We start from the raw sequence: 24,459 nt of genomic DNA, 5'->3' as shown, positions 1-24,459 counted from the left end.
TTAAATTATAAAATTTAAGCATAAAAAAAGAGGACATAAAGTCCTCTTTTTTATCTAATCTAGAGTATAGATTAGTGTGCAGCAGAAGCAGCAGCGTCAGTAGCAGCAGCAGCAGCGTCAGAAGCAGAAGCAGCAGCGTCAGAAGCAGCAGCAGTTTCAGAAGCAGCAGCGTCAACAGCAACAGCAGCTTCAGATGCAGCAGCAGTAGCTTCAGAAGCAGCAGCTACAGCTTCAGATGCAGCAGCAGCAGCTGGAGCTTCTTCTTTCTTAGAACAACCAACGAAAGCTAAAGTAGCGGCAACAGCAGCAGCAACAGCGAATTTTTTGAATAACATGGCATCACTCTCACAAAAAAAATTTGAGATTAAAAAAACCTAAGTTAGGCTGTTTTGCTTTTATTATTCCTAAACGTAGCTAGGTAACAACGCATGGAGCAGTCTAACTGGTCTGCCGCTATGCTATCACTGCGAATGTTGAAATACTACTGTCACCTGTCAAAAAAGCGCAGAAAAAACGAAAAAACAGGCTGTTTTTTAACAGAAAAAAACAATCAATTAGATTAAACATATTGGAAAAGGTATAAGTAAACTACTAAAAAACCTAATTTTTTTATACTAAAAATATTTGTTTTCAAAAACTTAAATATATTCTTACATAGAAAACAACAAAATGTATTTTTGTGTAAAGCTTGTCAACCAAATAAAAAGCTACTCAATAGAGTAGCTTTTCTCAATGATAATAAAATTGATTAAGTTGAAGCTTTACGTTTCATTTGATCAAAGAAATCATCATTTGTTTTGGTTTCTTTCATACGATCAAGTAAGAATTCCATAGCAGCCAATTCATCCATAGGGTGAAGAAGTTTGCGGAGAATCCAGACTTTACGTAATTTATCTTCATCCATTAAACGTTCTTCGCGACGTGTGCCAGACTTTTTGATATTCATGGCAGGGAAGACACGCTTTTCAGCAATACGGCGATCAAGTGTAATTTCTTGGTTACCAGTACCTTTGAATTCTTCGTAAATTACATCGTCCATTTTACTGCCAGTTTCAATAAGCGCAGTAGAAATGATCGTTAAAGAACCACCTTCTTCGATGTTACGGGCAGCACCAAAGAAACGTTTAGGACGTTCTAATGCGTGAGCATCTACACCACCTGTTAGTACCTTGCCAGATGAAGGAATTACAGTGTTGTATGCACGAGCTAAACGTGTAATAGAGTCAAGCAAAATCACAACATCTTTTTTATGTTCAACAAGACGTTTTGCTTTTTCAATCACCATTTCTGCAACTTGTACGTGACGTGCAGGTGCTTCATCAAATGTTGAGGCAACAACTTCACCGCGTACAGTACGCTCCATTTCAGTTACTTCTTCTGGACGCTCATCAATAAGTAAAACAATAAGGAACACTTCCGGATTGTTTCTAACAATAGATTGCGCAATGTTTTGAAGTAACATTGTTTTACCCGCTTTAGGCGGTGCAACAATAATTGAACGTTGACCTTTACCAATTGGGGCAACTAAGTCGACAACACGAGCAGTTAAGTCTTCTGTCGTACCATTACCTAGTTCCATAACCAATTGTTCGGTTGGGAAAAGAGGAGTTAAGTTTTCAAATAAAATTTTATTTCGAGAATTTTCTGGCGTGTCATAGTTAATTTGATTAACTTTGAGCAACGCAAAATAACGCTCACCTTCTTTTGGAGGGCGAATAGTACCTGTGATGGTATCACCTGTACGCAAGTTAAAGCGTCGGATTTGTGAAGGACTCACATAAATATCATCCGGACCTGCTAAATACGAACCTGCGGCAGAGCGCAAAAAACCAAAACCATCAGAGAGAATTTCAAGAACGCCGTCACCAAAAATTTCTTCGCCATTCATTGCATGGCGTTTCAAGATGGCAAAGATAATATCTTGCTTTCGGTTACGAGCCATACCTTCAAGGCCCATAAATTCAGCAATTTTAATTAGTTCGCCGATTGGTTTTTTCTTGAGTTCAGTTAAATTCATAAGGGTCAGAATTAGGAAAGAGTAGAGTGTGGTTTAAAAGAAGAAAAATCGCTCGCATACAAAAAAGAGTATCGCAATTGTATTTACACAATAACAATTCAGAAGTCTGATTAACTGTTTCGAAGAGAAATGTGAAAAAACAATTTCTGTTGCCGAGTGGCGATCTTTATGTTTGTGTCTTGTAAGAAGCCGGACAGAAGACGATTCCCTTCAGTGCCTCTTGAGCATGCAATATAAGTGAGATCAGCTAATTTGTCAATTTATAGCCGAAAAAAATACGCTATATAGGTATAGCGTATTTTCATCTATAACGTTTCGTTTTAAACGTTTTCGTCAATAAAGCTAACGAGTTTAGAACGAGGTACAGCACCGATTTGTTGAGCTACTACTTCACCATTTTTGAAAAGTAATAGAGCAGGAATATTACGGATATTGTATTTTACTGCAGTATCTTCACAAGAAGTCACGTCAACTTTAACGATTTTTACTTTACCAGCATATTCACTTGATAAATCTTCAAGAACAGGTGCAATGGCTTTACAAGGTGCACACCAACCTGCCCAGAAGTCAACAAGTACAGGTGTTTCAGCATCAAGAACATCTGCTTGGAAGTTATCATCAGTTGTATTTACAATAGTCGCAGACATGGTACGGCTCCAATTTTTAGAAAAAAGTGCTATCACTGTGTGAGGATATAATCTCTATCAGTATTACATAGCTACTTAGTTCAATGTAAGGGTTTGATGCTATTATTCAAGGCTTAACTAAATTTGTCTAATGGATGCTCACGATATTCATCATCGGCTTGTACAATCGTTTAACAAATAGAAAAATATCGATGGCTAATAAATGTTGATGAAAATGGCTTTTCAATTGCATTCTTGTGAATTACTCTAGGCGTGAATTGTTATGGGTTTAGTTCAATAATGTCTGACTTTCTGATTGATGAAGAATTACTTGCTGCCATAGATATGGGGTCGAACAGTTTTCACCTTGCGATTGCACGGGTAGATCACGGTGAAGTTAAAAAAGTGGCTTCAATGTCAGAGAAAGTACAGCTTGCAGCTGGTCTGGATGAAAATAAAAACCTAACAGAAGCAGCGCAACAACGTGGATTAGCATGTTTAGCTCGTTTCGTTGGACGTTTAAGTTCGGTTCAACCTAATCGTTTAAGAATTGTGGCAACGAACGCTTTACGTCAGGCTAAAAATGGTCATGAATTTATTCAAAAAGCAGCCGAAATTTTACCAAAACCTATTGAAATTATTGCGGGTCGTGAAGAAGCTCGTTTGATTTATCTTGGTGTATCTCACACGATGGCTAATGGTGGACGTCGTTTAGTTGTAGATATTGGTGGGGGATCTACCGAGTTTATTATTGGCGAAGAGTTTGAGCCAATTTATACCGAATCATTACAAATGGGATGTGTGGCGTATACAAAAGCTTATTTCGCTGATGGTGAAATCACACAAAAAGCCTTTGATAAAGCTGTAGTTGCTGCCCGTAAAGAACTTTCAGCAATCGCAACGACTTATAAGATGGAAGGTTGGGATACTGTTGTTGGCTCAAGTGGAACGATTAAAGCTTGCCGTCAAATTATGGTGAATATGGGGTTAAGTGACGAGCAAGAAAATGTCACTCGAGAAGGCCTATATAAACTCAAAGATAAACTACTTAAGTTCAAAAATATTTCTGAAATTGATTTTGAAGGTTTACGAGAAGATCGACGAGCAGTTTTGCCAGCCGGATTGGCAATTTTGTACGCAGTTTTTGAAGTTTTAGAAATTGAACGTTTGGCATATTCTGATGGTGCATTACGTGAAGGGGTCATGTATGACCTGTTAGGTCGTTTCAAGCATGAAGATATTCGTGATCGTAGTGTACAGGCCTTAATGGGGCGCTATAACGCCGATCCTAAACAAGCAGAACGTGTCGTAAATACAGCCCAACATTTATTTGATGGTGTTGCAAAATCACTTAATTTAACCAGTGAAGACAGTGACTTACTACGTAGAGCAGCCTATTTGCATGAAATTGGTTTAGCAATTAGTCATGGTGGTTACCATCGTCATGGTGCTTATTTATTACAGCATTCTGATATTCCTGGTTTCTCACAAATTGATCAAAATCATCTTTCACATTTAGTTGCTCACCATCGACGTAAATTACGTAATGATGTAAAAAATGAAGTTTTGAAGGCTGGCGGTAATAAATTACTTTACTTAAGTTTATTACTTCGCCTTGCAGTTTTACTCAATCATAGTCGCAGTGATCAGATGCTTCCTGCCATTGAATTAACCATCATAAATGATCAACAATGGCAGCTTAGTGTTTCTGGTGATGCCAAACAATGGCCATTGTTAGTTGCCGACTTGCATGATGAGCAAGAGCAGTTTAAGCATTGGGACATTGAATTGAATATTCAGTCGGAAAAATTTATCGATTAAAGGGATAATATTCGACCTATGAAAAAAGCTACTCAGTCCAAAGCGTGGACAACGGTTCAAATTGCACGTCATCCTGATCGTCCGCAATTTCTAGATTATGTCGGTGAAATCTTTACAGAGTTTGATGCCTTGCATGGTGATCGTTTGTTTGGTGACGATGGTGCGATGGTAGGTGGTCTTGCTCGTTTTGACGGTCAACCTGTGATGGTCATTGGACAACACCGTGGTCGTAGTACCCGTGAAAAATTAAAGCACAACTTTGGTATGGCGAACCCAGAAGGTTACCGTAAATCTCAGCGTTTATTAGATATGGCTGAGCGTTTTAATCTTCCAGTCTTTACATTTATTGATACTATGGGCGCTTACCCAGGTGTTGGTGCTGAAGAGCGTGGACAAGCTGAAGCAATTGCAACGAGTCTTGCTCAACTTTCAAGTTTGAAAGTTCCTGTAGTTGCAACAGTACTCGGTGAAGGCGGTTCTGGTGGTGCTTTAGGTATTGGTGTTGCTGACCGAGTAATTATGCTATCTCATAGTATTTATTCTGTTATTTCACCAGAAGGTTGTGCATCTATTTTGTGGAAGACTGCTGAAAAAGCTGCTCAAGCAAGTGAAGCTTTAGGTTTGACAGCAGATAAGCTGCAATCTTTAGGTATTGTTGAATATGTAGTAGATGAAGGCGAAGGGGCTCATTTAGACCCTGAGCGTGTTATGCAAAATCTAAAAGTAGTTTTGAAGCAAGCTTTAGATGAATTGCTACCAATGGATGCAAATGAACGATGCGAAGCACGTTATCAACGTTTAATGAAGTTTGGCAGCGAAAATTTAGGCATAGCGTCTTAAAGCAGTCTCAAGAGTTTTCAGAGAATAGCTCTTTTCTTATTGGATGTAGTGGCGGCATGGATTCAATGCTGCTGCTACATTTGATGTTTCAAATTTTCCCTCAAAAGATCCGAGTAATTCACATTGATCATCAACTGCAAGAACAAAGTGCAGAATGGTCGAAACTAGTTGCCAATCAAGCAATAAGTTTAAATATCCCTTATATTATTCAAAAAGTCCAAGTTACTGATGGTAATTTGGAAGCTCAAGCACGTCAGGCACGTTATCAAGCTTATCTACAGCATTTACAACCTAATGAAACTTTAGTGCTTGCACACCATCAACAAGATCAAGCCGAAACAGTTATATTAAGATTGTTGTCGGGAGCTGGTGTTGATGGACTTGCAGCTATGCAGTCTATTGATTATCGTGTAGATTTGGCGATTTGGCGTCCTTTTTTAGATTTAACTCGTGAACAAATTGCTGCTTGGACCGCTCAACTTGAAATTGAGTATGTAAATGATCCTACAAATTATGATATTCATTATGATCGGGCGTGGTCACGTGAAGAGCTTTGGCCATTCTTACAAAAACGATTTCCGAAAATGCAGCAGGCTTTAAGCCGAACCAGTTACCTGATGCAAGACGCTTCTGAAATTTTAGAAGAAGTTTTAAAAGTTGATTTAGAACATTGTGGCACGGCTGAGTGTTTAGATTTAACTAAATTACTAGAGTTGACATCTGCACGTCAGCGTCAATTACTTTCTGTTTGGATGAAAGGTGATAGACAATATCGGCCTGCATTTGAAATGGTTGAGCGGTTAAAGAGTGAAGTAATTAATTCAAAGTCTGATGCGCAAGCCGCTTTGCACTGGAATCAGTTTTACTATGTCCGTTATCAAAATTACCTTTATAGATTAAGTAAGCAAGATTTTCTTGCTGAAACATTAAATCCGGTTGAAGCTGAACTCGAGCATGTATTTAAATTAGAAGAAAAATGGCAGGGGCCTTCTGGACTTTTTCATATTCTGTCTAAAGAAATTGGTTTGAGTCATTCTTTACTAAATAAAGAATTGAAAATAATTCGACGTCAAGGCGGTGAAAAAGTCCATTTATATGGTCGTGTTGGGCAATGGCCGTTAAAAAAAGCAATTCAAGAAGCACATATTTTGCCTTGGCTTCGTCATACAATTCAAATATTAGTCATAGATAATGTTATGCTTGGGGTTTTTACACCGAAAGGATTTTGGTTGGCTCAGTCTCCGTATTGTGAGCAAGGAGGATGGCAACCAGATTTAATTTCTCATTCTTGTGATCTGGTAAATGGCGAATATGGTTATGACAAGTGCAGTAAATAGTAATATCTGTTTTATTGGTGGTGGTAATATGGCCCAAGCGTTGATTGGTGGCCTGATTTCAAGAGGTTTACCGCCAACACGTATTACCGTTTCAGATCCAGTTGAACAAATCCGCCATTTATTACAAGAAAAAGAAGTTCATGTAACACAAGATAATGTTGCTGCAATTAAAAATGCGGATGTCGTTGTATTGGCAGTAAAACCACAAGTTTTGGCAACTGTTTTGCGTCCTCTAAAAGGACTTTTATCAGATAAATTGGTTATATCAATTATTGCTGGTGCTGAAATTCAAACGATATCAAACTTAATTGATAGCAACCGAATTGTTCGCGTTATGCCAAATACACCGGCATTAGTTCAAACAGGCGCACATGGTATTTATGCGACTGATGTAGTTGGTACTTCTGATCGTGAATTAACGAGTCAGATTTTAGCAGCCACAGGCTTAACAATTTGGGTAAACTCCGAAGCTCAAATTGATGCGGTAACAGCGGTTTCTGGTTCAGGTCCTGCATATTTTTTCTATCTCATGGAAAGTATGATCCGTGCTGGTAAAAATTTAGGACTTGATGAAAAAGTTGCCACTGCTTTAACTCTTCAAACGGCATTAGGTGCAGCTCAAATGGCAATTACGAGTTCAAATACTCCATCTGAACTTCGTAAGAATGTGACATCACCAAATGGTACGACACAAGCTGCACTTGAAGTTTTTGACCGTGCACAAATCTCCCAAAATATTCAATCTGCATTGGCTGCTGCACAGAAGCGTAGTCAAGAGTTGGCTCAAGAACTGAGTGACAGTGCAAAATAGCTTAAATAGGATAAGACAACTATGGGTGCAAATTCTGCGCTAATTTTTGGAATTTTAATTAATGTCGCGATTTTATTGGTCTTTTTCCGTTTTTTAATGCAATTGGCGGCAGTAAGTCCTTATAATCCTGTGGTTTTATCGACAGTAAAAGCGACGAAAATTGTTGATATTTTTGGCCGAATTTTTCCAACGGTCGCAAAAGGCCGATTCAATTTAGCCGCGTTAGTTCTTTTAATTATTTTATATTTACTGAAAATTTTCGGTGTAATGTATCTTTCTGGCTCAATGCCAAATAGTCCGATTCATTTAGTGATTCTGACATTTGTGACCATGATTCAAGATTTGATTCGTTTCTGCCGTTATTTAATTTTTGCGACAATCATTTTGAGTTGGGTGGTTATGTTCACTCAATCGCGTTCACCTTATATTGAGGTGATTCAAGATTTAGCTGAACCATTACTGGCACCATTCCGTCGTTTGTTGCCTAATATGGGAATGATTGATTTATCTCCAATTTTGGCATTCTTGGCACTCTATATTGCCGAGATCTTAATGAATGAAGTCGCTAAAGTTCTTTTAACTGGACTTTAAGTTGAGACGATAAAAAAAGGGCTGTATTTCACAGCCCTTTTTTTATTGGTTTATTGATGACTTAGTGTGCGTCATCCCAGTTTTGTCCTTGCCCAACTTCAACCACTAACGGTACGGAAATTTCTACAACAGATTCCATGACTTTTGCGATTTGTTTGGAAAGTTCCTCAGCAATATTTTGATTAGCTTCAAATACTAATTCATCGTGTACTTGAAGTAGTAGCTTGGCTTGATCTTTTGGCAAGATTTTATCAACTTCAATCATTGCAAGTTTAATAATATCAGCCGCACTACCTTGTAAAGGCGCATTAATTGCAGCACGTTCGGCAGCCTTACGCACCATCACATTTCTTGCATCAATATCTGGTGTATATAGACGACGACCTAAAATGGTTTCCACAAAGCCTTGTTCTGATGCAACTTGACGTGTGCGTTGCATATATTCGTAAATACCAGGATAGCGTTGGAAATATTGCTTAATATAATTTTGCGATTCTTGACGTGTGAAGCCTAATTGACGAATTAAGCCAAACTCAGACATACCATACAGTAGACCAAAGTTAACTGCTTTCGCTTGGCGGCGTTGGTCATTGGTTACATCTTCAATTGCAATACCTAATACTTCGGCAGCAGTACGACGGTGAACGTCTTGCCCATGCTGGAATGCATGTACTAATGCTTCATCTTGAGAAAAATGAGCCATTAAACGAAGTTCAATTTGCGAGTAATCGGCTGCTAGTAAAACTCGTCCTTCTGGTGCAATGAATGCCTTACGAATTTGACGGCCAATTTGTCTACGAATTGGAATATTTTGTAAATTCGGATCAGAAGAGGAGAGACGACCTGTCGCTGTGAGTGCTTGGTGATAACTCGTATGTACGCGATGCGTATCGTTATGAGATTGCTCAACTAAACGGTCAGTATAGGTACTTTTTAGCTTTGCCAAACCACGATGTTCTAGAATAATTTCCGCTAAAGGATGTTCAATTTTTTCTAAAACACTTTCACTGGTGCTGTATTGCCCAGTTGCAGTTTTTTTACCACCTTTGATTCCTAATTTATCAAATAGGATTTCGCCTACTTGTTTAGGTGAAGCAATATTAAAAGTTTCATCTGCAATTTCCATCGCTTGATTTTCAAGCCCTTCCATTGTTTTTGCAAATTCAACACTTAACTTGTCTAAGAATGCATGATCTAGGCGAATACCATCTTCTTCCATGCCTGACAAAATTCGGGCAACTGGCATTTCAATGTTATATAAAATATTTTCTAGCTCAGGATGTGCTTTAAGTTTATTTGAAAGGACTTCATATAAACGATAGGTCACATGTGCATCTTCGGCTGCATAATGAGCAGCAACTTCAATCTCAATTTGATTAAAAGTTTTCTGCTTTGCACCTTTACCAGCAATTTGTTCAAAAGTCGTGGTTAAGTGACTTAAGTAGACACGAGCAACATCATCCATACCATGACGAGTAGCAGCTGCATTTAGTACATACGATGCCAGCATGCTATCGAAATACCAGCCTTTAAGCTCTATACCGTGGTTTGCAAAAATATGGGCGTCATATTTAAGGTGATGACCGATTTTTTTAACCGCTTCATTTTCTAGCACAGGCTTAATTTGAGCTAGAATTTGTTCACGGTTCAGTTGTTGTGGTGCATTTTCATAGTTATGCGCTAAAGGCACATAGTAGGCATCTTGTGCATCAAAGGCGATTGAAAAACCGACCATTTCTGCAATACGGTAATCAAGACTTGTGGTCTCTGTATCAATAGCAAAATGATCAGCATTTTGCATGCGTTGCCAGAGTTGATCCCAAGCTTCTTGAGTTAAAACAGTATGATAATTTGCAGTTCCAAGCTGGTCATCTTGACTAGTTAAGCTGGCTTGATCTTCGGTTTCTATCGTTTCAGCAGGTTTAACTTCATTTTGAACAATAGTCTGTGAAGCTTGCTGTTTGTAGCTTGAACTATTTGGGTTGTTTGGATGATCAAGCGATTGTAATTGGTTTCTAAACTCAAGCTCAGTGTATAGATTACGCAAAGCCTCTACGTTTGGATCAGTAAGCTTTAATTCATGCCAGTCGAGTTCTAAAGGAAGATCACACACAATACTGGCTAATTGGTGATCAAGCTTAATATTGTCTAAATTGTCTTTAATATTTTGGCTCAGTTTGCCTTTAAGCTGGTCTACATTAGCAATGATATTATCCAAAGTGCCATATTCAGTTAGTAACTTAGCTGCTGTTTTTGCACCCACGCCAGGCACACCCATGATGCCATCAGACGCATCGCCCATAAGGGTTAAGTAATCGATAATCTGATTTGGCCAAACACCAAATTTTTCAAATACGCCGTCGATATCCATGACGCGATCTTTAAAGCTATCTTCTAATTTTACATGGTCATTGACGAGCTGGGCCATGTCTTTATCTCCAGTTGAGATAAGGACATGATGGCCTTCGAGTACGGCACGTTTAGCAAGTGTACCGATAATGTCATCTGCTTCTGCACCCGGAAGACTATATAAAGGAATCCCTTGAGCTTTAATCAATGCATGCAAATATGGAATCTGTTGAGATAACTCTTCAGGCATGGTTGGACGATCACCTTTATAAATAGGTGAAAGCTTATGACGGAAAGTTGGCTCAGGCGTATCAAAAATGACAGCCATATGTGTTGGCTGCATACGGCGCATTAATTTTTGAATGGCAGAAATTGCCCCACGTATTGCATTGGTATGTAACCCTGTAGAGGTCGTCAATGGTGGTAATGCATGATATGCACGAAATAAAAAATAGGACCCATCAACCAAGACAAATGGTGGCATTGAACAATTCCTTAATTTGAATTAGGGGTATTTTACGTGAAAACGGCTATGAATGCAGGTTTATGATTTTTGCAGTATTTTGTATGTATAAATATACGCTTGTATTGGCTTGAAGTAAGATGACATGTAATGAAGGTGTCATATTGCAAAGCCCATGTATAAAAAAGACAAACAGGGAATGATCGTCGTTTTGATCGCTTTGACTTTGTTTTTAGCCATTTCAATTGGTTTTAAATTTCAAAGCGCCGTTGTTGCTTTATCTATTGCGCTCACTGTCATATTAGTTCAATTTTTATCAAATTTGCATCAGCGTTTAATTCATTTAGAACAACAGTTTTCTCAGCAGAAAACGCCACTTTATTCTATACACATACAAAGAACAGTAATTTATGCAGCCGCCTTGGTTGCATTAGTTGCTTATATCAATCATTGGATGTGGATTGCTGGTGGGGCATTACTGGTTTTATTATTATGTTTGATTCAAACTATTAGTACATTTCATACTCGTCTATTGTTCCTTGAGTCAGCAAAACAAACTGTTCGTGTAAACGATACTCTACAAACAGAAGCTATAACTCCAGCGATAGAGCAAGTTGATCCAAAAAATATCGTTGAGCCAGTCAAGCCAGCTTTACCTGAAACAATAGCTTCAAATCAAGAACAACAAATAGCTCATGTACAAAGCGCATGGTGGCAACCAGCAGTCGATTGGATGGTTCATGGTAATCCAATTTTAAGAGTTGCTGTTGCTGTGCTGATGGTTGGAGTAGTGTTGTTATTACGTTTTGCAAGTGAGCACTGGCAGTTAAGCCTAGGTGTAAAACTTGGTTTTATTGCTCTTGCTGGAGCTGTGTTAACAGCATTTGGGTATACCTTGCAAAAGAAAAACCAGCTTTTTGCTGTGGCATTGCAGGGTGTAGGGCTTGCGGTTGTATTCCTGACACTTGTGTTCTCACATCATTTTAGTGTCATTGCCAATATCACTACAGCGAGTATTTTATTTGCTATTTTATTAGCAATTACAGTATTCCTTAGCTTAAAACAACAAGCAATTTATTTGGCAATATTAGCACTCGGTATGGCTTATGCGGCTCCTTTAATTATTCCGCAATATCGCCCAGATGTAATTTTTCTATTTAGTTATTACTTCGTCATTAATCTTGCAGTGGCTGCTGTTAATTTTATTCAGCCTTGGAAAATCCTAAATCAGATTGCTTTCTTTGCCACGATGTTTATTGGTGGTAGTGCAATCGCATTTTATGCTGAGCCAGCAAAATTTGACACATTAGACTGGATCTTATGGTGTCATATTGCTTTGTTTATTTGGTTAAGTGTTCGTTATAGCCAAAATATATCGCGGGTTTCAGAACATGATAAACAAGTGGGTATTCGTTTACCTCCACTGTTAGATGTTGGTCTTATTTTTAGTGTGCCTGTACTGGGTTTTACGCTTCATGCTTATTTAGTTCATGAGTCTACCCAAGCTTTGACGATTGGCGCTGCTGTATTAGCGGGTACTTATGCGGTATTAACTTATTGGATTAAAAAATCCCATCCACAACTTTCAGTTCTTGCCAAAAGCTTTTTCATTCTTTCCGTTGCTTTTTTTGCCTTAATTTTTCCACTCGCGAAAGGGGCACATTGGACTGCTATTGGTTGGGTTGCACAAGGTACGGCTTTAATCGTTTGGGGAGTAACTGAGCGCTACCGTTTAAGCCGATATATTGGTGTAGTTTTAGTTTTACTTAGCTCACTTGCACTGTTTTATCAGGTTTGGGCAAATGAAGAGTTCCCAACGCTAAGCACTAGCATTTATGCAATTGCTCAATTCATTTCAGCTTTTTATTTACTGCAATACAACAGTAAAGAACAACGTTATTTCAGTGCAAGCATGTTTAGTGGCATTTTCTTATGTCTAGGTATGTATGCGGGTGCTGTAGCAGGTGTAGAAATAATGGCATGGCATCATCATGCCTTAAGCCCATATTTGATGTTTGCCATAGCCCTAATCGCAATATTTAGTGCAGTTATTCATTATAAGCTTCGCGTCCAATGGGAAAGTTTACAGTTACTTTTAATTAGTCTGTTACTGTTACTAATTTTGGGTGAAGCCTTTACAAGTCAAGTTTTTACGTTGTTTAAATGGGTAGATTCATTACAGCAAATTACTTTCCTTGTTAGTACTATTCTTCTTAGTGGTTTATTTATTATCGCTCAACCGCAGTCGGGGGAGTCTAGCTACTTAAAAGTCTGGGCTGGTTTAAGCTGGTTAGTATTAGCGATAGTGGGTATGGCTATTTTTCCGCAAATGCCAATTGTGGCTTTGGCTTTTGTTCCAGGGGGGTATTCACTTTGGGCATATAAAGCTCATAAAACGACGTTGTTGCATCAAATTCCGGTGTGGTGTTTGAGCTTATTGTGGTTGCTTGCGATGAGTGTTGATATTCATTCTGCCGAGTACCTATATTTTGTTCCTTTATTTAACTTAACTGACTTACTTTCAATTGCGGGATTTGCAGGTCTACTCTTTATTATTTATCAACATGATTTTGATCAAGATAAGTCACTGGAGTGGACTTTTAAAATTACAACAATTTTAGTGGGACTGTTGGTGTTCAGTAGTGTGGTCGTTCGGGGCTTGCACCACTACTGGGCGACACCACTATGGAGCGTGGCAATTTGGACAAATGGGATAGTCCAATTAAGCCTGACACTACTTTGGGTTATTCTGGCATTTGTATTGACCACATACTCTAGTCGGAAAATGATTCGTCAACTCTGGTTTGTAGGTGCTGCACTTTTAGGGATTGTTGTATTAAAGCTGATTTTGCTTGATCTATCGCAAAGTGCAACATTAACTCGAGTTATTTCATTTATTGGAGCAGGTGGGGTAATGCTGATTATTGCTTATCTTGCACCATTACCACCATCATCCTCTGTGCAGAAGAATCAAGAGCCTAAGCTTTAGGCTCTTGTTTTAACTCTTTCTGGTTGCTGTATTGATCGATATCATCTTCAGCAAAAACAGTAGATGGACGATCAATTAATCCCATTTTAGGAACAGGAATTTCAATTTGATTATCTAAAAAGCCATTTCGGATACGTTCTTGCATCTCATCTCGAACTTTTAAAGAATTTTCTTGACGACACCACATCGCAAATAAAAGCTCAATCGATGACTCTCTAAATGCAGTCACAGTTACCGCAGGTTTTGGGTCATCTAATACGAGTGGATAATTAGCTGCCACATTTAGTAACACTTCGCGAACTTTAATAATGTCTTCGTGAAAGTTAATGGCGAGTGTAATTGGAATACGCCGTATCGGATATTTAGATAAGTTGTGTACAGGCGCACGAATAAGTTGTTCATTCGGCAAACGAATATAAACATTGTCGAGCGTGAGTAGCTTAACCGAGAGTAAGTCAATTGAAATGACTTCACCTTCAATGGTATTGCCACGAATGAGGGTAATTTGAATGGTATCACCGACTTCAAATGAACCTTCCCCAATCAAAAATAGACCACTAATTAAGTTACTGGCTGATGTTTGTGAAGCAAAACCAAGTGCTACTGTTAAAATCCCTGCTGCTCCAAGAAATACACTAAGTTTAAATCCTGCCTCTTTTAAACTCGTCATAATGAAGAGTAAGAAAATAAAATAAAAAATACCACGACGCCACACTAAACGTTGATGAGCATTAAAGCGTGAGCCAATAGTTCTAATAAATGTATTTGAAATAATGCGTGCAAGAACAAAACCAATAAAGCAAAGCACAACACCGACTAAAATTTCACTAATACGTTCGGTATTAACATTGGTAAATATACTTTTGAGACTATAAGCGATTTCTTTCGGAATATTTGTATCAGCCATATAACCCCCTTAAAAGAATGAATCAAACATATTAAATAGTGCACCACCAGGTGACCGCGGGGGATGAACATAAGTCACTTCACCAGCAAGGGGTGGTGTACGATTTTCAATACGAATACGGGCAGGACGGTCAGAGCCCTCATAATAAACTTTAATTTGAGAAGTCCATAAACGACCAGTACTTTCACTATAAAAAAGAGGTAGGGCAGTTACTGGTACATTCATACGATCAAACCGTAATTGATGGTTACTTGTATTGTGAAAATCAATGGGTGTAACCGCACGAAACGCACGTGGTGTTAACAAGTTTAAATCAGTACGTCCATCAACAGAGGTTGCATAGCAAATTTCACCTTGCTGTGCATTAGGCCCAAACCATGTATCTTTAGGCTGAATTACAGGAATTTCAAATAAAGGCTCATGCTGACTTTCAACTAAACCAGCAATCCAGAGAGGCGTACTAATATAAAGTGTTCCTCGCTGACCTGCTGGAATATAAATCGGATCAATAGGTTTGATAACCACAGAACGATCTGCCAGACGTGGCATAAGTAAAAATTCTGAATTGGTCTTCCGAAACATATAACGTTCGACTTGAACATTATGTGGAAAAGCAAAATGTGGGTCGGCAACTGGATGCCAATCTTGCTCATTATCATCTTGAAGAGAAGGACGATAATATTCGATACGCCATTCTTTTATCCCACGCGTTAAACGAAAGAGCATTGAACCAAATTGCCATGCTTTGGATTGGTTAATTTCAAAGTGCTGTTCACCCCACCATTTTAAAGAATTTTGGGGGCGAGGCTGATATTCATTATTTTCAAACAAGACGTAAAATTCCTCTACCGAGTTGTTAAACAGACTTCACGCTGTAATCTGCTTAGAGTACACTCAAAATCATCTTACTCATCATTATAAATTGTGATGCAAATATTGAAACAAATACAAGTTCCATATAGTTTTGCCAAGCGTCATGGTGTTTTATTTCGTTATGACGGTGATCAAGTTTTCATTGTTAGACGTCAAAATACAGAAAAAATTGCATTGCAGGAAGCAAGACGAATTTTGGGGAAGCCTGCACATTATCAGTTATGTACTGAACAAGAGTTTAACAGCCTATTAAGTACGAGTTACGCAGGCGACACTGGGGAATCGCAACAAGTTGCGGCTGGTTTAGAAGATCATCCAGATTTATTGAGTCTTGCCGATCAAGTTCCTGAAACAGAAGACTTAATGGATCAAGAAGATGATGCACCTATTGTTCGTCTTATTAATGCATTACTTTCAGAGGCAATTCGGGTAGGGGCTTCAGATATTCATATTGAAGCTTTCGAAAAAAAACTATCTGTTCGTTTACGGGTAGATGGTCAATTGCGTGAAATTGTACAGCCACGCCGTGAACTAGCTCCGTTACTTGTTTCACGTATTAAAGTTATGGCGAAACTCGATATTGCCGAAAAGCGTGTACCGCAAGATGGACGTATTTCTTTACGTCTTGCTGGCCGTGAAGTTGATGTCCGTGTTTCAACTTTGCCATCGTCACATGGTGAAAGGGTTGTTATGCGTTTACTCGATAAACAAGCGGGTCGGCTCAATATGACTCACTTGGGTTTAATGGCAAATGACTATGAACGTTTAACACAATTGGTACATCGTCCACACGGCATTATTTTAGTCACAGGGCCTACGGGTTCGGGTAAAACAACAACTTTATATGCAGCTCTATCTGATCTAAATGACAATACCCGAAATATCTTAACTGCCGAAGATCCTATCGAATATCAACTCGAAGGTATTGGTCAAACCCAAGTGAATACCAAAGTGGATATGACATTTGCTCGTGCTTTAAAAGCAATGTTACGTCAAGATCCTGATGTGGTCATGGTTGGTGAGATTCGTGATTTAGAAACAGCAGAAATTGCAGTACAGGCATCACTAACAGGTCATTTGGTTTTATCAACACTACATACCAATACTGCTATTGGTGCGGTTACTCGGCTTAAAGATATGGGGATTGAACCGTTCTTATTATCAAGCTCTTTAATTGGGGTAGTTGCTCAACGTTTGGTTCGTACTTTATGTCCACATTGTATGACATGGCGTGAAGCCGATACTTTTGAAAAGCAGGTTTTTCAACATATCTCGCATGAGCCAGCTTTAAAGTTACCTGAAGCCAAAGGGTGTGATCATTGCTCACATTTAGGGTTTAATGGTCGTACGGCTATTTATGAAATTGTACCTGTTGATGAACCTATGCGTCGCCTTATTCATGGCAATGCCGCTGAATATGAATTAGAAAACCATGCTCGCCAGTATTCAGGTTCAATTCGTGATGATGGCTTGCGTAAAGTGCTTTCAGGTAAAACTACACTTGAAGAAGTGCTTCGAGTAACCAATGAGGCAAGTGAAGCATAATTTGGAAGATATAAAAAATGCCCGATTTGATTCGGGCATTTTTGAAATATCAAAACTTATTCAGTCACAATATTAAAAGTCACATCAATATTATTGCGAGTCGCATTTGAATATGGACAAACAATATGAGCTGCTTCCACTAATTTTTCAGCTTCTTCACGATCCATACCGATTAAGTAAACATTTAACGTTACTTCAATACTAAAACCTGTAGGAATTGGACCAATACCGACTTCACCTTCAACATAGGCATCTTTGCTAATATTAAATTTGTCGCGGTTTGCAACAAACTTTAAAGCACCCAAAAAGCATGCTGAATAACCAGCTGCAAATAATTGTTCTGGGTTGGTTACGGCACCACCAGCACCGCCCATTTCTTTAGGTACACCAAGTTGTACGTCTAACACACCGTCTGATGAAGTTGCACGACCATCACGGCCACCAGTTGCTTTAGCTTTTGCACGATACACAACTTTTTCTAAAGACATCTTATAATTCCTAAATTAAATTGAATACAAATATATCGTACACGACTTAATTATTTTAACAAGCCAAAATTGTAAAAAAATGGGTGATTATTTAGCTATATTTGTACGAAGTTGTGTCAGCTGATCTTTCAGACCAAGTAGGGTGGTCATGTCACAAGAACTTGCTTCTAAAATATGAGCTGGAATATTTACGGCTTGTTCTTTAAGTTTTTTCCCTTTTTTACTTAGTGTAATAATCACTTGGCGTTCATCTTCTTTTGAACGCGTGCGATTCACAAGTTGCATTGCTTCTAATTTTTTTAAAATGGGAGTTAAGGTAGAAGATTCTAAAAATAGTTTGTTGCCAATTTCTGAAACAGTGATCTCATCTTTTTCCCATAGAACCAACATCACCAAATATTGAGGATAAGTAATGCCTAATGGAGTCAAAAGTTTTCGATAAAGCTGATTAAGAGCTAAATTTGTTGAGTAAATGAGGAAACATAATTGATTCTCAAGCTTTAAATTTTGACAGTCTTGGTCCATATATTCCTCAGAAAACTAAAAGATGCTTTTCTAGTATATCGCTTTATGTCTGATTTCTTAAATGCTCATAATTCTGAGCTATTGATAAAAATGAGATAACGCAAAAAAAAGAGTAATCGAAAGATTACTCTATAACTTTAAAATATGAATTTGGAACAGTTACCAGAGATCGGCAATTTTCTTCATTAAACGAGCACGATATTTTGCAGTTGGGTTATTTTCATTACGTTGCTGTTCTTGTTCATAGAAATCTTGCCAAGCTGTAATCATTTCTAAGGTTGTTCCTTGTTTTTTAATCATAGAAACATCAGCAGGTTGAATATTCTCTAAACGTTGTCTCGCACCTTCTGCACCGGTTCCCCAACCAATAATCCGTTGTCCAAAAGCAGGGAGAGGGATATTTTTAGGAGTAGGTGGAAGGACATCTTGTTTAAGCTGTAAGTTTGGAGAAACAAAATGATTTGTTGCACCAAATTCAGCTGCATAACAGTGAATATTTGCCCCTAAGCAAAAAATGCTAATTAAATATTTCCACATGAATAATTAAGCTTTTAATAGTGAATTAATTTACGATGCGTCATTAAAGGCATTGATGTACGAACAAGCTCTTGAGCAGTTAAATCAAAAGGTACAGTAATTAAACCATTACCTTCATGTTCAATCATACTTAAAACTTGTCCACGGCTATCAGTTGCTCCTGCATGTCCCCAAGTTTGACGTTTTTCTCCATGCCAACCTTGCTGTGCTGCCCCTAAAACATAACATTGACTATCCATCGCACGTGCTTGTAATAAAAGCTGCCAGTGCATTTGCCCTGTTGTATAGGTAAATGCTGCTGGTGCAGTCAATAGATGAGCACCTTGTTGTCTCAAGGTTAAAGCTAACTCAGGAAAACGCAAGTCATAACATACCATTAGCCCGATATTGCCAAAAGGGGTAGATGTGACTACAACGTCTGTTCCAGGTTCAAAGAAGCGGGATTCTTGATATCCACCGACAGCATCGCCAACTTGAACATCAAATAAATGTATTTTGTCGTAACGTGCTTCTGTCCTTTCTGGACTAATACATAAGCTTACTGTGCGCACACGGCCATCTTGTATGATAGAACCATCTGGACGAAATGGGCACGGTAAAGTGCCAGCAACAATCCAAATTTGATATTGATGCGCAAGTTTCTCAAGTCTTTGCTGAATTGATTCAAATTGCTCAGCTGTTTCACGCTGTTTACCAGCAGCGAAACATACAAAGTTTTCTGGAAAAACAATTAAGCTGGCATTTTGAGCTTTGCTTTGCTGAATCAATGACTCGATTATTTGAAAGTTGCTTTCAATGTCATCTTGAGAATTCATTTGAACAACTGAAACAAGAGTCATATACAAATCCAGATTAGCAATAAAATTTAGGCATTTTGCTTATCAGATACTTGTTCAAGCGTGTCTTGTTCTTTCTGCAATTGCTTAACAAGTGGCTCAAACATATTCTGATTGTTTGCATTAAGTTTCATCAATGTCTTGTGTGCATCCAGCACGGTTCTTAGCATTGCATTATGAGTAATGTGTTCATCCGTTAGCGTCAAAGTACAAACGTTAGGATCGCCACAATAATTCAGAATGACAAAAACCTGCCCTAGCCCCATGCTGTTGGCTAAGGTTGTGATATCTGGATTGGTAGATAGCATCACAGCTTGAATATGATGAGTCTGTTTCAGTTTTAAGCCTAGCTTAGCTAAGATGCCTAATACAGTACTATCAATAAATGTTGTTTGGGTTAAATCAACGATTGCACCAACAACATTCTCTTGCTGTTCAATTCTGTTTAAAAGTTTGTCTAGACTTATACAAGAATGGGCTCGCACTTCACCAATAAGTTTGAAAATATGCGTTCCATTTAAGCTTGCATATTCAACATGACCTGTTGACATATAAATGCCATTTTCAGAGAAGGATAGAAAAATTATCACATAGTGCCATCTCAGACTCAAGAGTCCTTAAGTCGTATATTTTTTAATTGATTGATTTTTAAATTAATTCATTCGACAAAGACTAAAGATGGCAATGTCATCAGCAACATGATCAGGGGCTTGGAATGATTGATTTTGCAAATGTTGAACCAATTGTTGAAACTGATCATTCAATCCGCCATCAAATGGTTCTAGTGCTCCATCTGAACAAACAATGAAACGCGCATGACGATTTAATGTACATACATGTTCTTCAACTTCCAATTCATCTGTTAAACCCAAAGGGAAACTACTAGTCGTTAAAATTTTTGGAGGTTGATTTGGTTCAAAAATAATTGGAGGAGGGTAGTGACCTGCACTAGACCAGCGAAGATTATGCGTTTCAAGATTTAAAATACCGACCACGATCGTAATATGTTTTTCAATATTCTCTTGAACGAGCATTCCATTTAATTTTTTAATCAACTGTCGGGGAGTTTTTGAGCGCCCATGAAATGCAGCCATCCATGAAGTTAATAAACTGCTTGTTACACCGTGTCCTGATACATCGGCAAGGTAAAATAAAACTTCTTTATCGTTTAATTTCCAATAGTCATACCAGTCACCTGATAGATATGCGGAAGGTTGGAAAAAAGTTTCAACTTCATAATTTAGTAAATCAATAGGATTCGGTAGTAAACGTTTTTGTAATTCTGCTGCCGAAGGTAAGTCGCGACTATCTTGATTGCGTTTATATTGAGCATCAATTCTTGTTAATGCTTTATTCAGATCTTGAGGTAACTGGTTCCATACCCATCCAGCAAGAGCACCTGCCTCCCATGCCTGAGCTAATGCACTACCTTCATGTTCAAAAGCAATCACAATGGTAGGTAAACGCCATTTATAAGTCAGGAAATCTTGTACATCAGCAATTGCGATAATTGTTGGATCGTATAAATCGAGATCATCTATGTGAATGACTTGTAAGTCTGGAAGTGAATCCAGAGCTTGCTCTAAGAAAGGGATAGAGCGTGTCGGTTTAATGAAATACATAGAAGATATGATTGTCCTTTTTCAAGATCATTTTATCCATCATAGAGGATGTATAATCAAAATCAAGGTATTGCCTTTCTATATGGTAGATACAATACCTTGCTTTCCTCTTTAATTATTTCTTGCTTTTAGGTTGGCTATCATCTGGAACATCTTCAGATTCGTCATCATCGATGAAAGATACGTCTGCTGAATTACCTTTTTTCTCGGCAATCTGGAATGCCTTTCGTTGAAGATACAAGTCGCGAATCATCGCATATTGATCGCCTTGTATCGTTTGATCCAAATCTAAATACTGGGCACGTGTATCAACAGCTTGTAAGACGTTGGTTGACCAATACAAACCATCTTGGTTATCCATAATATACTTTTGTGGACGAGCTTGAGAGTCTACAGCTAAGCCTAAACCATCACGTAAAGTACTTGGGCCAAAGAAAGGTAGCATTAGGAAGGGTCCTGAAGGAACACCATAGTAACCAAGAGTTACGCCAAAACTTTCGTCTTCAGGTGGAAGCCCTAAGCGACTAGCAGGGTCAGCTAAACCTAAAGTTGTTAAGGTATTCACAGTAAATCGACCTAGTGTTTTTACTGCGCGACCAGGGCGACCTTGAATGAGTTGGTTAACAGCATTCCATGGCTCACCCAGGTTTTTGCGGAACTGGCGATAAGAGCCGCGAACATCTTCTGGTGTTTTTTCATTATATTGAACTGCAACGGGACGTAAAAAATTGCGATCTAGCATGTCATTAAAAGAATAAATCGGGCGGTTTAATGACTGTAATGGATCTTTTACTGTGTCAGGTTGAGCAGCGTTTGCATTGATTTTTAAATCTTTAGCTTTTAGACCTTTCAAGTCTTTAATAATTTGTGAGCGGGGGCGGCTCTGCTGATCCTCTGTCGAAGCGACATCTTCCGAACTCGCGGTAGATCCTTCAGTAAGATTTTCTTGAGCGTGTGCTGATGTATAAATACCAACAGTTAATAAGCTCGATAATAGTAAATTAGAATAATTCATATAATTCCTTAACCGCTAGCCAGGCTATCTATAATATGCAGTTGGATAGAGATATATTTTAATACAGAAGCGATAACCTATTATCAATGTAAAATTGGTCAAATAATATAGAAATATGGCGAAAAAGCCGAAAAAATGACCGCTTGAATAATAAAATATGAGAAAGGTATTGCAAAGGGAATTTAATGGCCTATAATGCACATCCATCGGCGGTGATGCAGATAGAAACTTGTTGAAAAACAGTTACTTGTTATTAAGTTGGTTGCTTTAAGTGATGAATTTGATGATAAGGTGGTTTGGAAAATAAGTTTTAAAAAATATCGAAATTACCTGTTGACTTTTAAGAGATTAAGAGTAATATAGCCGACCTAGCTTGCTGGTGACGAACCAGGAAGAAGATCATTAAGAGAATTGAAGAACAACTTGTGTGGATTTTTACTGATTGATTAATCGAAATAATTTTCATTGATTGATTGGTTTAAATTACTCGAAGTTTATTTGAGCGAAATTTAAGTCAGTAATTGATGAGCCAGAATTGGCACCTTGTCTTTAAATAAGGTGCAAAATGATTTTAACTGAAGAGTTTGATCATGGCTCAGATTGAACGCTGGCGGCAGGCTTAACACATGCAAGTCGAGCGGAGAGAGGTAGCTTGCTACTGAACCTAGCGGCGGACGGGTGAGTAATGCTTAGGAATCTGCCTATTAGTGGGGGACAACATCTCGAAAGGGATGCTAATACCGCATACGTCCTACGGGAGAAAGCAGGGGATCTTCGGACCTTGCGCTAATAGATGAGCCTAAGTCGGATTAGCTAGTTGGTGGGGTAAAGGCCTACCAAGGCGACGATCTGTAGCGGGTCTGAGAGGATGATCCGCCACACTGGGACTGAGACACGGCCCAGACTCCTACGGGAGGCAGCAGTGGGGAATATTGGACAATGGGGGGAACCCTGATCCAGCCATGCCGCGTGTGTGAAGAAGGCCTTATGGTTGTAAAGCACTTTAAGCGAGGAGGAGGCTACTTTAGTTAATACCTAGAGATAGTGGACGTTACTCGCAGAATAAGCACCGGCTAACTCTGTGCCAGCAGCCGCGGTAATACAGAGGGTGCAAGCGTTAATCGGATTTACTGGGCGTAAAGCGCGCGTAGGCGGCTAATTAAGTCAAATGTGAAATCCCCGAGCTTAACTTGGGAATTGCATTCGATACTGGTTAGCTAGAGTGTGGGAGAGGATGGTAGAATTCCAGGTGTAGCGGTGAAATGCGTAGAGATCTGGAGGAATACCGATGGCGAAGGCAGCCATCTGGCCTAACACTGACGCTGAGGTGCGAAAGCATGGGGAGCAAACAGGATTAGATACCCTGGTAGTCCATGCCGTAAACGATGTCTACTAGCCGTTGGGGCCTTTGAGGCTTTAGTGGCGCAGCTAACGCGATAAGTAGACCGCCTGGGGAGTACGGTCGCAAGACTAAAACTCAAATGAATTGACGGGGGCCCGCACAAGCGGTGGAGCATGTGGTTTAATTCGATGCAACGCGAAGAACCTTACCTGGCCTTGACATAGTAAGAACTTTCCAGAGATGGATTGGTGCCTTCGGGAACTTACATACAGGTGCTGCATGGCTGTCGTCAGCTCGTGTCGTGAGATGTTGGGTTAAGTCCCGCAACGAGCGCAACCCTTTTCCTTATTTGCCAGCGAGTAATGTCGGGAACTTTAAGGATACTGCCAGTGACAAACTGGAGGAAGGCGGGGACGACGTCAAGTCATCATGGCCCTTACGGCCAGGGCTACACACGTGCTACAATGGTCGGTACAAAGGGTTGCTACACAGCGATGTGATGCTAATCTCAAAAAGCCGATCGTAGTCCGGATTGGAGTCTGCAACTCGACTCCATGAAGTCGGAATCGCTAGTAATCGCGGATCAGAATGCCGCGGTGAATACGTTCCCGGGCCTTGTACACACCGCCCGTCACACCATGGGAGTTTGTTGCACCAGAAGTAGCTAGCCTAACTGCAAAGAGGGCGGTTACCACGGTGTGGCCGATGACTGGGGTGAAGTCGTAACAAGGTAGCCGTAGGGGAACCTGCGGCTGGATCACCTCCTTAACGAAAGATTGACGATTGGTAAGAATCCACAACAAGTTGTTCTTCATAGATGTATCTGAGGGTCTGTAGCTCAGTTGGTTAGAGCACACGCTTGATAAGCGTGGGGTCACAAGTTCAAGTCTTGTCAGACCCACCATGACTTTGACTGGTTGAAGTT

The 24,459-nt window shown here is 39.2% G+C and carries 21 protein-coding genes, 1 tRNA gene and 1 rRNA gene; 10 read left to right on the top strand and 13 right to left on the bottom strand.

Annotation, left to right across the window (positions count from 1 at the left end; genetic code table 11):
- Nucleotides 1-71 precede the first annotated feature (71 nt).
- Nucleotides 72-335, bottom strand: coding sequence for a hypothetical protein (locus F985_RS05075; protein WP_004698569.1), 264 nt, complete (start codon nt 333-335; stop codon nt 72-74).
- Between the two features lie 93 nt (nt 336-428).
- On the opposite strand from F985_RS05075, the gene F985_RS24980 reads away from it, so the two are divergent.
- Nucleotides 429-563 (top strand): hypothetical protein, encoded by a 135-nt coding sequence (locus tag F985_RS24980; protein WP_077162702.1) that lies wholly within the window; start codon nt 429-431, stop codon nt 561-563.
- A 185-nt stretch (nt 564-748) separates the two neighbouring features.
- Here the strand turns inward: F985_RS24980 and rho are convergent, their stop codons facing one another.
- A complete protein-coding gene (gene rho / locus F985_RS05070; protein WP_001054522.1) occupies nt 749-2,017 on the bottom strand; it encodes a transcription termination factor Rho in 1,269 nt (422 codons plus the stop codon).
- Between the two features lie 320 nt (nt 2,018-2,337).
- Nucleotides 2,338-2,664: a thioredoxin gene (trxA, locus tag F985_RS05065; protein ID WP_002054512.1), complete on the bottom strand. Its 327-nt coding sequence runs from the start codon at nt 2,662-2,664 to the stop codon at nt 2,338-2,340.
- A 279-nt stretch (nt 2,665-2,943) separates the two neighbouring features.
- Between trxA and ppx the strand changes: the two genes are divergently transcribed.
- From ppx to F985_RS05040, 5 genes are read left to right on the top strand one after another with little or no spacing between them, the layout of a single operon-like run.
- Nucleotides 2,944-4,464: an exopolyphosphatase gene (ppx, locus tag F985_RS05060; protein ID WP_004698565.1), complete on the top strand. Its 1,521-nt coding sequence runs from the start codon at nt 2,944-2,946 to the stop codon at nt 4,462-4,464.
- Between the two features lie 18 nt (nt 4,465-4,482).
- Nucleotides 4,483-5,304 carry an acetyl-CoA carboxylase carboxyltransferase subunit alpha gene (locus F985_RS05055; protein WP_004698563.1) on the top strand — a complete coding sequence of 274 codons (822 nt, stop codon included), beginning with the start codon at nt 4,483-4,485 and terminating at the stop codon, nt 5,302-5,304.
- The gene (tilS, locus tag F985_RS05050; RefSeq protein ID WP_081401234.1) at nt 5,241-6,641 is read left to right on the top strand and encodes a tRNA lysidine(34) synthetase TilS; all 1,401 of its coding nucleotides are present in this window, start codon (nt 5,241-5,243) and stop codon (nt 6,639-6,641) included. The genes F985_RS05055 and tilS overlap by 64 nt, the downstream gene beginning before the upstream one ends.
- Nucleotides 6,616-7,452: a pyrroline-5-carboxylate reductase gene (proC, locus tag F985_RS05045; RefSeq protein WP_081401233.1), complete on the top strand. Its 837-nt coding sequence runs from the start codon at nt 6,616-6,618 to the stop codon at nt 7,450-7,452. The genes tilS and proC overlap by 26 nt, the downstream gene beginning before the upstream one ends.
- Before the next feature lie 21 nt (nt 7,453-7,473).
- A complete protein-coding gene (locus F985_RS05040) occupies nt 7,474-8,043 on the top strand; it encodes a YggT family protein (RefSeq protein ID WP_002054582.1) in 570 nt (189 codons plus the stop codon).
- A 61-nt stretch (nt 8,044-8,104) separates the two neighbouring features.
- Here F985_RS05040 and polA read toward each other — a convergent pair whose 3' ends face one another.
- Complete coding sequence (polA, locus tag F985_RS05035) at nt 8,105-10,876, bottom strand: DNA polymerase I (protein WP_004698556.1); 2,772 nt, start codon at nt 10,874-10,876, stop codon at nt 8,105-8,107.
- 154 nt (nt 10,877-11,030) lie between these two features.
- Between polA and F985_RS05030 the strand changes: the two genes are divergently transcribed.
- A complete protein-coding gene (locus F985_RS05030; RefSeq protein WP_004698554.1) occupies nt 11,031-13,844 on the top strand; it encodes a DUF2339 domain-containing protein in 2,814 nt (937 codons plus the stop codon).
- Here the strand turns inward: F985_RS05030 and F985_RS05025 are convergent.
- On the bottom strand, nt 13,834-14,751 hold the full coding sequence (locus F985_RS05025) for a mechanosensitive ion channel family protein (RefSeq protein WP_004698552.1): 918 nt from the start codon (nt 14,749-14,751) through the stop codon (nt 13,834-13,836). The genes F985_RS05030 and F985_RS05025 overlap by 11 nt on opposite strands.
- Nucleotides 14,752-14,760: 9 nt before the next feature.
- Nucleotides 14,761-15,582, bottom strand: a complete 822-nt coding sequence (locus F985_RS05020) for a hypothetical protein (RefSeq protein WP_004698550.1) — start codon at nt 15,580-15,582, stop codon at nt 14,761-14,763.
- Nucleotides 15,583-15,678: 96 nt separating this feature from the next.
- Here F985_RS05020 and gspE point away from each other — a divergent pair, with 96 nt between their 5' ends.
- Complete coding sequence (gene gspE / locus F985_RS05015) at nt 15,679-17,169, top strand: type II secretion system ATPase GspE (protein ID WP_004698548.1); 1,491 nt, start codon at nt 15,679-15,681, stop codon at nt 17,167-17,169.
- 56 nt (nt 17,170-17,225) lie between these two features.
- On the opposite strand, the gene F985_RS05010 is transcribed toward gspE, so the two are convergent.
- The 7 genes from F985_RS05010 to F985_RS04980 all read right to left on the bottom strand — a co-directional run bounded on the left by F985_RS05010 (nt 17,226) and on the right by F985_RS04980 (nt 22,192).
- Nucleotides 17,226-17,657 (bottom strand): organic hydroperoxide resistance protein, encoded by a 432-nt coding sequence (locus F985_RS05010; protein ID WP_004698547.1) that lies wholly within the window; start codon nt 17,655-17,657, stop codon nt 17,226-17,228.
- 87 nt (nt 17,658-17,744) lie between these two features.
- The gene (locus F985_RS05005; RefSeq protein WP_004698539.1) at nt 17,745-18,182 is read right to left on the bottom strand and encodes a MarR family winged helix-turn-helix transcriptional regulator; all 438 of its coding nucleotides are present in this window, start codon (nt 18,180-18,182) and stop codon (nt 17,745-17,747) included.
- A gap of 159 nt (nt 18,183-18,341) precedes the next feature.
- Nucleotides 18,342-18,719 carry a DUF4951 domain-containing protein gene (locus tag F985_RS05000; protein WP_004698537.1) on the bottom strand — a complete coding sequence of 126 codons (378 nt, stop codon included), beginning with the start codon at nt 18,717-18,719 and terminating at the stop codon, nt 18,342-18,344.
- A 14-nt stretch (nt 18,720-18,733) separates the two neighbouring features.
- Complete coding sequence (locus F985_RS04995) at nt 18,734-19,558, bottom strand: carbon-nitrogen hydrolase family protein (protein ID WP_004698535.1); 825 nt, start codon at nt 19,556-19,558, stop codon at nt 18,734-18,736.
- Between the two features lie 26 nt (nt 19,559-19,584).
- Entirely contained in the window at nt 19,585-20,106 is a 522-nt protein-coding gene (gene gigB, locus F985_RS04990) for an anti-anti-sigma factor GigB (RefSeq protein ID WP_000103065.1), read from the bottom strand.
- A 102-nt stretch (nt 20,107-20,208) separates the two neighbouring features.
- On the bottom strand, nt 20,209-21,177 hold the full coding sequence (gene gigA, locus F985_RS04985) for an RsbU family protein phosphatase GigA (RefSeq protein ID WP_004698533.1): 969 nt from the start codon (nt 21,175-21,177) through the stop codon (nt 20,209-20,211).
- Between the two features lie 115 nt (nt 21,178-21,292).
- Nucleotides 21,293-22,192, bottom strand: a complete 900-nt coding sequence (locus tag F985_RS04980) for an MlaA family lipoprotein (protein WP_004698532.1) — start codon at nt 22,190-22,192, stop codon at nt 21,293-21,295.
- A gap of 572 nt (nt 22,193-22,764) precedes the next feature.
- Between F985_RS04980 and F985_RS04975 the strand changes: the two genes are divergently transcribed.
- Nucleotides 22,765-24,302 (top strand): 16S ribosomal RNA (locus tag F985_RS04975).
- Nucleotides 24,303-24,361: 59 nt separating this feature from the next.
- Nucleotides 24,362-24,438, top strand: a tRNA-Ile gene (locus tag F985_RS04970).
- The last annotated feature ends 21 nt before the right edge of the window (nt 24,439-24,459 follow it).

The sequence above is a fragment of the Acinetobacter seifertii genome (assembly GCF_000368065.1).
Taxonomy (GTDB): Bacteria; Pseudomonadota; Gammaproteobacteria; order Pseudomonadales; family Moraxellaceae; genus Acinetobacter; species Acinetobacter seifertii.
The sequence above is the reverse complement of the archived record's forward strand: the minus strand, read 5'-3'. Positions and strand labels throughout refer to the sequence as shown.

What these genes read in the sequence shown, in the direction of transcription:
- rho (WP_001054522.1), bottom strand. Translation starts at nt 2,017, where the DNA reads ATGAATTTAACTGAACTCAAGAAAAAACCAATCGGCGAACTAATTAAA.
- F985_RS05030 (WP_004698554.1), top strand. Translation starts at nt 11,031, where the DNA reads ATGTATAAAAAAGACAAACAGGGAATGATCGTCGTTTTGATCGCTTTG.
- gspE (WP_004698548.1), top strand. Translation starts at nt 15,679, where the DNA reads ATGCAAATATTGAAACAAATACAAGTTCCATATAGTTTTGCCAAGCGT.
- F985_RS05005 (WP_004698539.1), bottom strand. Translation starts at nt 18,182, where the DNA reads ATGGACCAAGACTGTCAAAATTTAAAGCTTGAGAATCAATTATGTTTC.
- F985_RS05025 (WP_004698552.1), bottom strand. Translation starts at nt 14,751, where the DNA reads ATGGCTGATACAAATATTCCGAAAGAAATCGCTTATAGTCTCAAAAGT.
- F985_RS04995 (WP_004698535.1), bottom strand. Translation starts at nt 19,558, where the DNA reads ATGACTCTTGTTTCAGTTGTTCAAATGAATTCTCAAGATGACATTGAA.
- F985_RS05040 (WP_002054582.1), top strand. Translation starts at nt 7,474, where the DNA reads ATGGGTGCAAATTCTGCGCTAATTTTTGGAATTTTAATTAATGTCGCG.
- F985_RS04980 (WP_004698532.1), bottom strand. Translation starts at nt 22,192, where the DNA reads ATGAATTATTCTAATTTACTATTATCGAGCTTATTAACTGTTGGTATT.
- F985_RS24980 (WP_077162702.1), top strand. Translation starts at nt 429, where the DNA reads ATGGAGCAGTCTAACTGGTCTGCCGCTATGCTATCACTGCGAATGTTG.
- polA (WP_004698556.1), bottom strand. Translation starts at nt 10,876, where the DNA reads ATGCCACCATTTGTCTTGGTTGATGGGTCCTATTTTTTATTTCGTGCA.
- F985_RS05010 (WP_004698547.1), bottom strand. Translation starts at nt 17,657, where the DNA reads ATGTCTTTAGAAAAAGTTGTGTATCGTGCAAAAGCTAAAGCAACTGGT.
- tilS (WP_081401234.1), top strand. Translation starts at nt 5,241, where the DNA reads ATGCGAAGCACGTTATCAACGTTTAATGAAGTTTGGCAGCGAAAATTT.
- proC (WP_081401233.1), top strand. Translation starts at nt 6,616, where the DNA reads ATGGTTATGACAAGTGCAGTAAATAGTAATATCTGTTTTATTGGTGGT.
- F985_RS05000 (WP_004698537.1), bottom strand. Translation starts at nt 18,719, where the DNA reads ATGTGGAAATATTTAATTAGCATTTTTTGCTTAGGGGCAAATATTCAC.
- F985_RS05055 (WP_004698563.1), top strand. Translation starts at nt 4,483, where the DNA reads ATGAAAAAAGCTACTCAGTCCAAAGCGTGGACAACGGTTCAAATTGCA.
- gigA (WP_004698533.1), bottom strand. Translation starts at nt 21,177, where the DNA reads ATGTATTTCATTAAACCGACACGCTCTATCCCTTTCTTAGAGCAAGCT.
- F985_RS05075 (WP_004698569.1), bottom strand. Translation starts at nt 335, where the DNA reads ATGTTATTCAAAAAATTCGCTGTTGCTGCTGCTGTTGCCGCTACTTTA.
- trxA (WP_002054512.1), bottom strand. Translation starts at nt 2,664, where the DNA reads ATGTCTGCGACTATTGTAAATACAACTGATGATAACTTCCAAGCAGAT.
- ppx (WP_004698565.1), top strand. Translation starts at nt 2,944, where the DNA reads ATGTCTGACTTTCTGATTGATGAAGAATTACTTGCTGCCATAGATATG.
- gigB (WP_000103065.1), bottom strand. Translation starts at nt 20,106, where the DNA reads ATGTCAACAGGTCATGTTGAATATGCAAGCTTAAATGGAACGCATATT.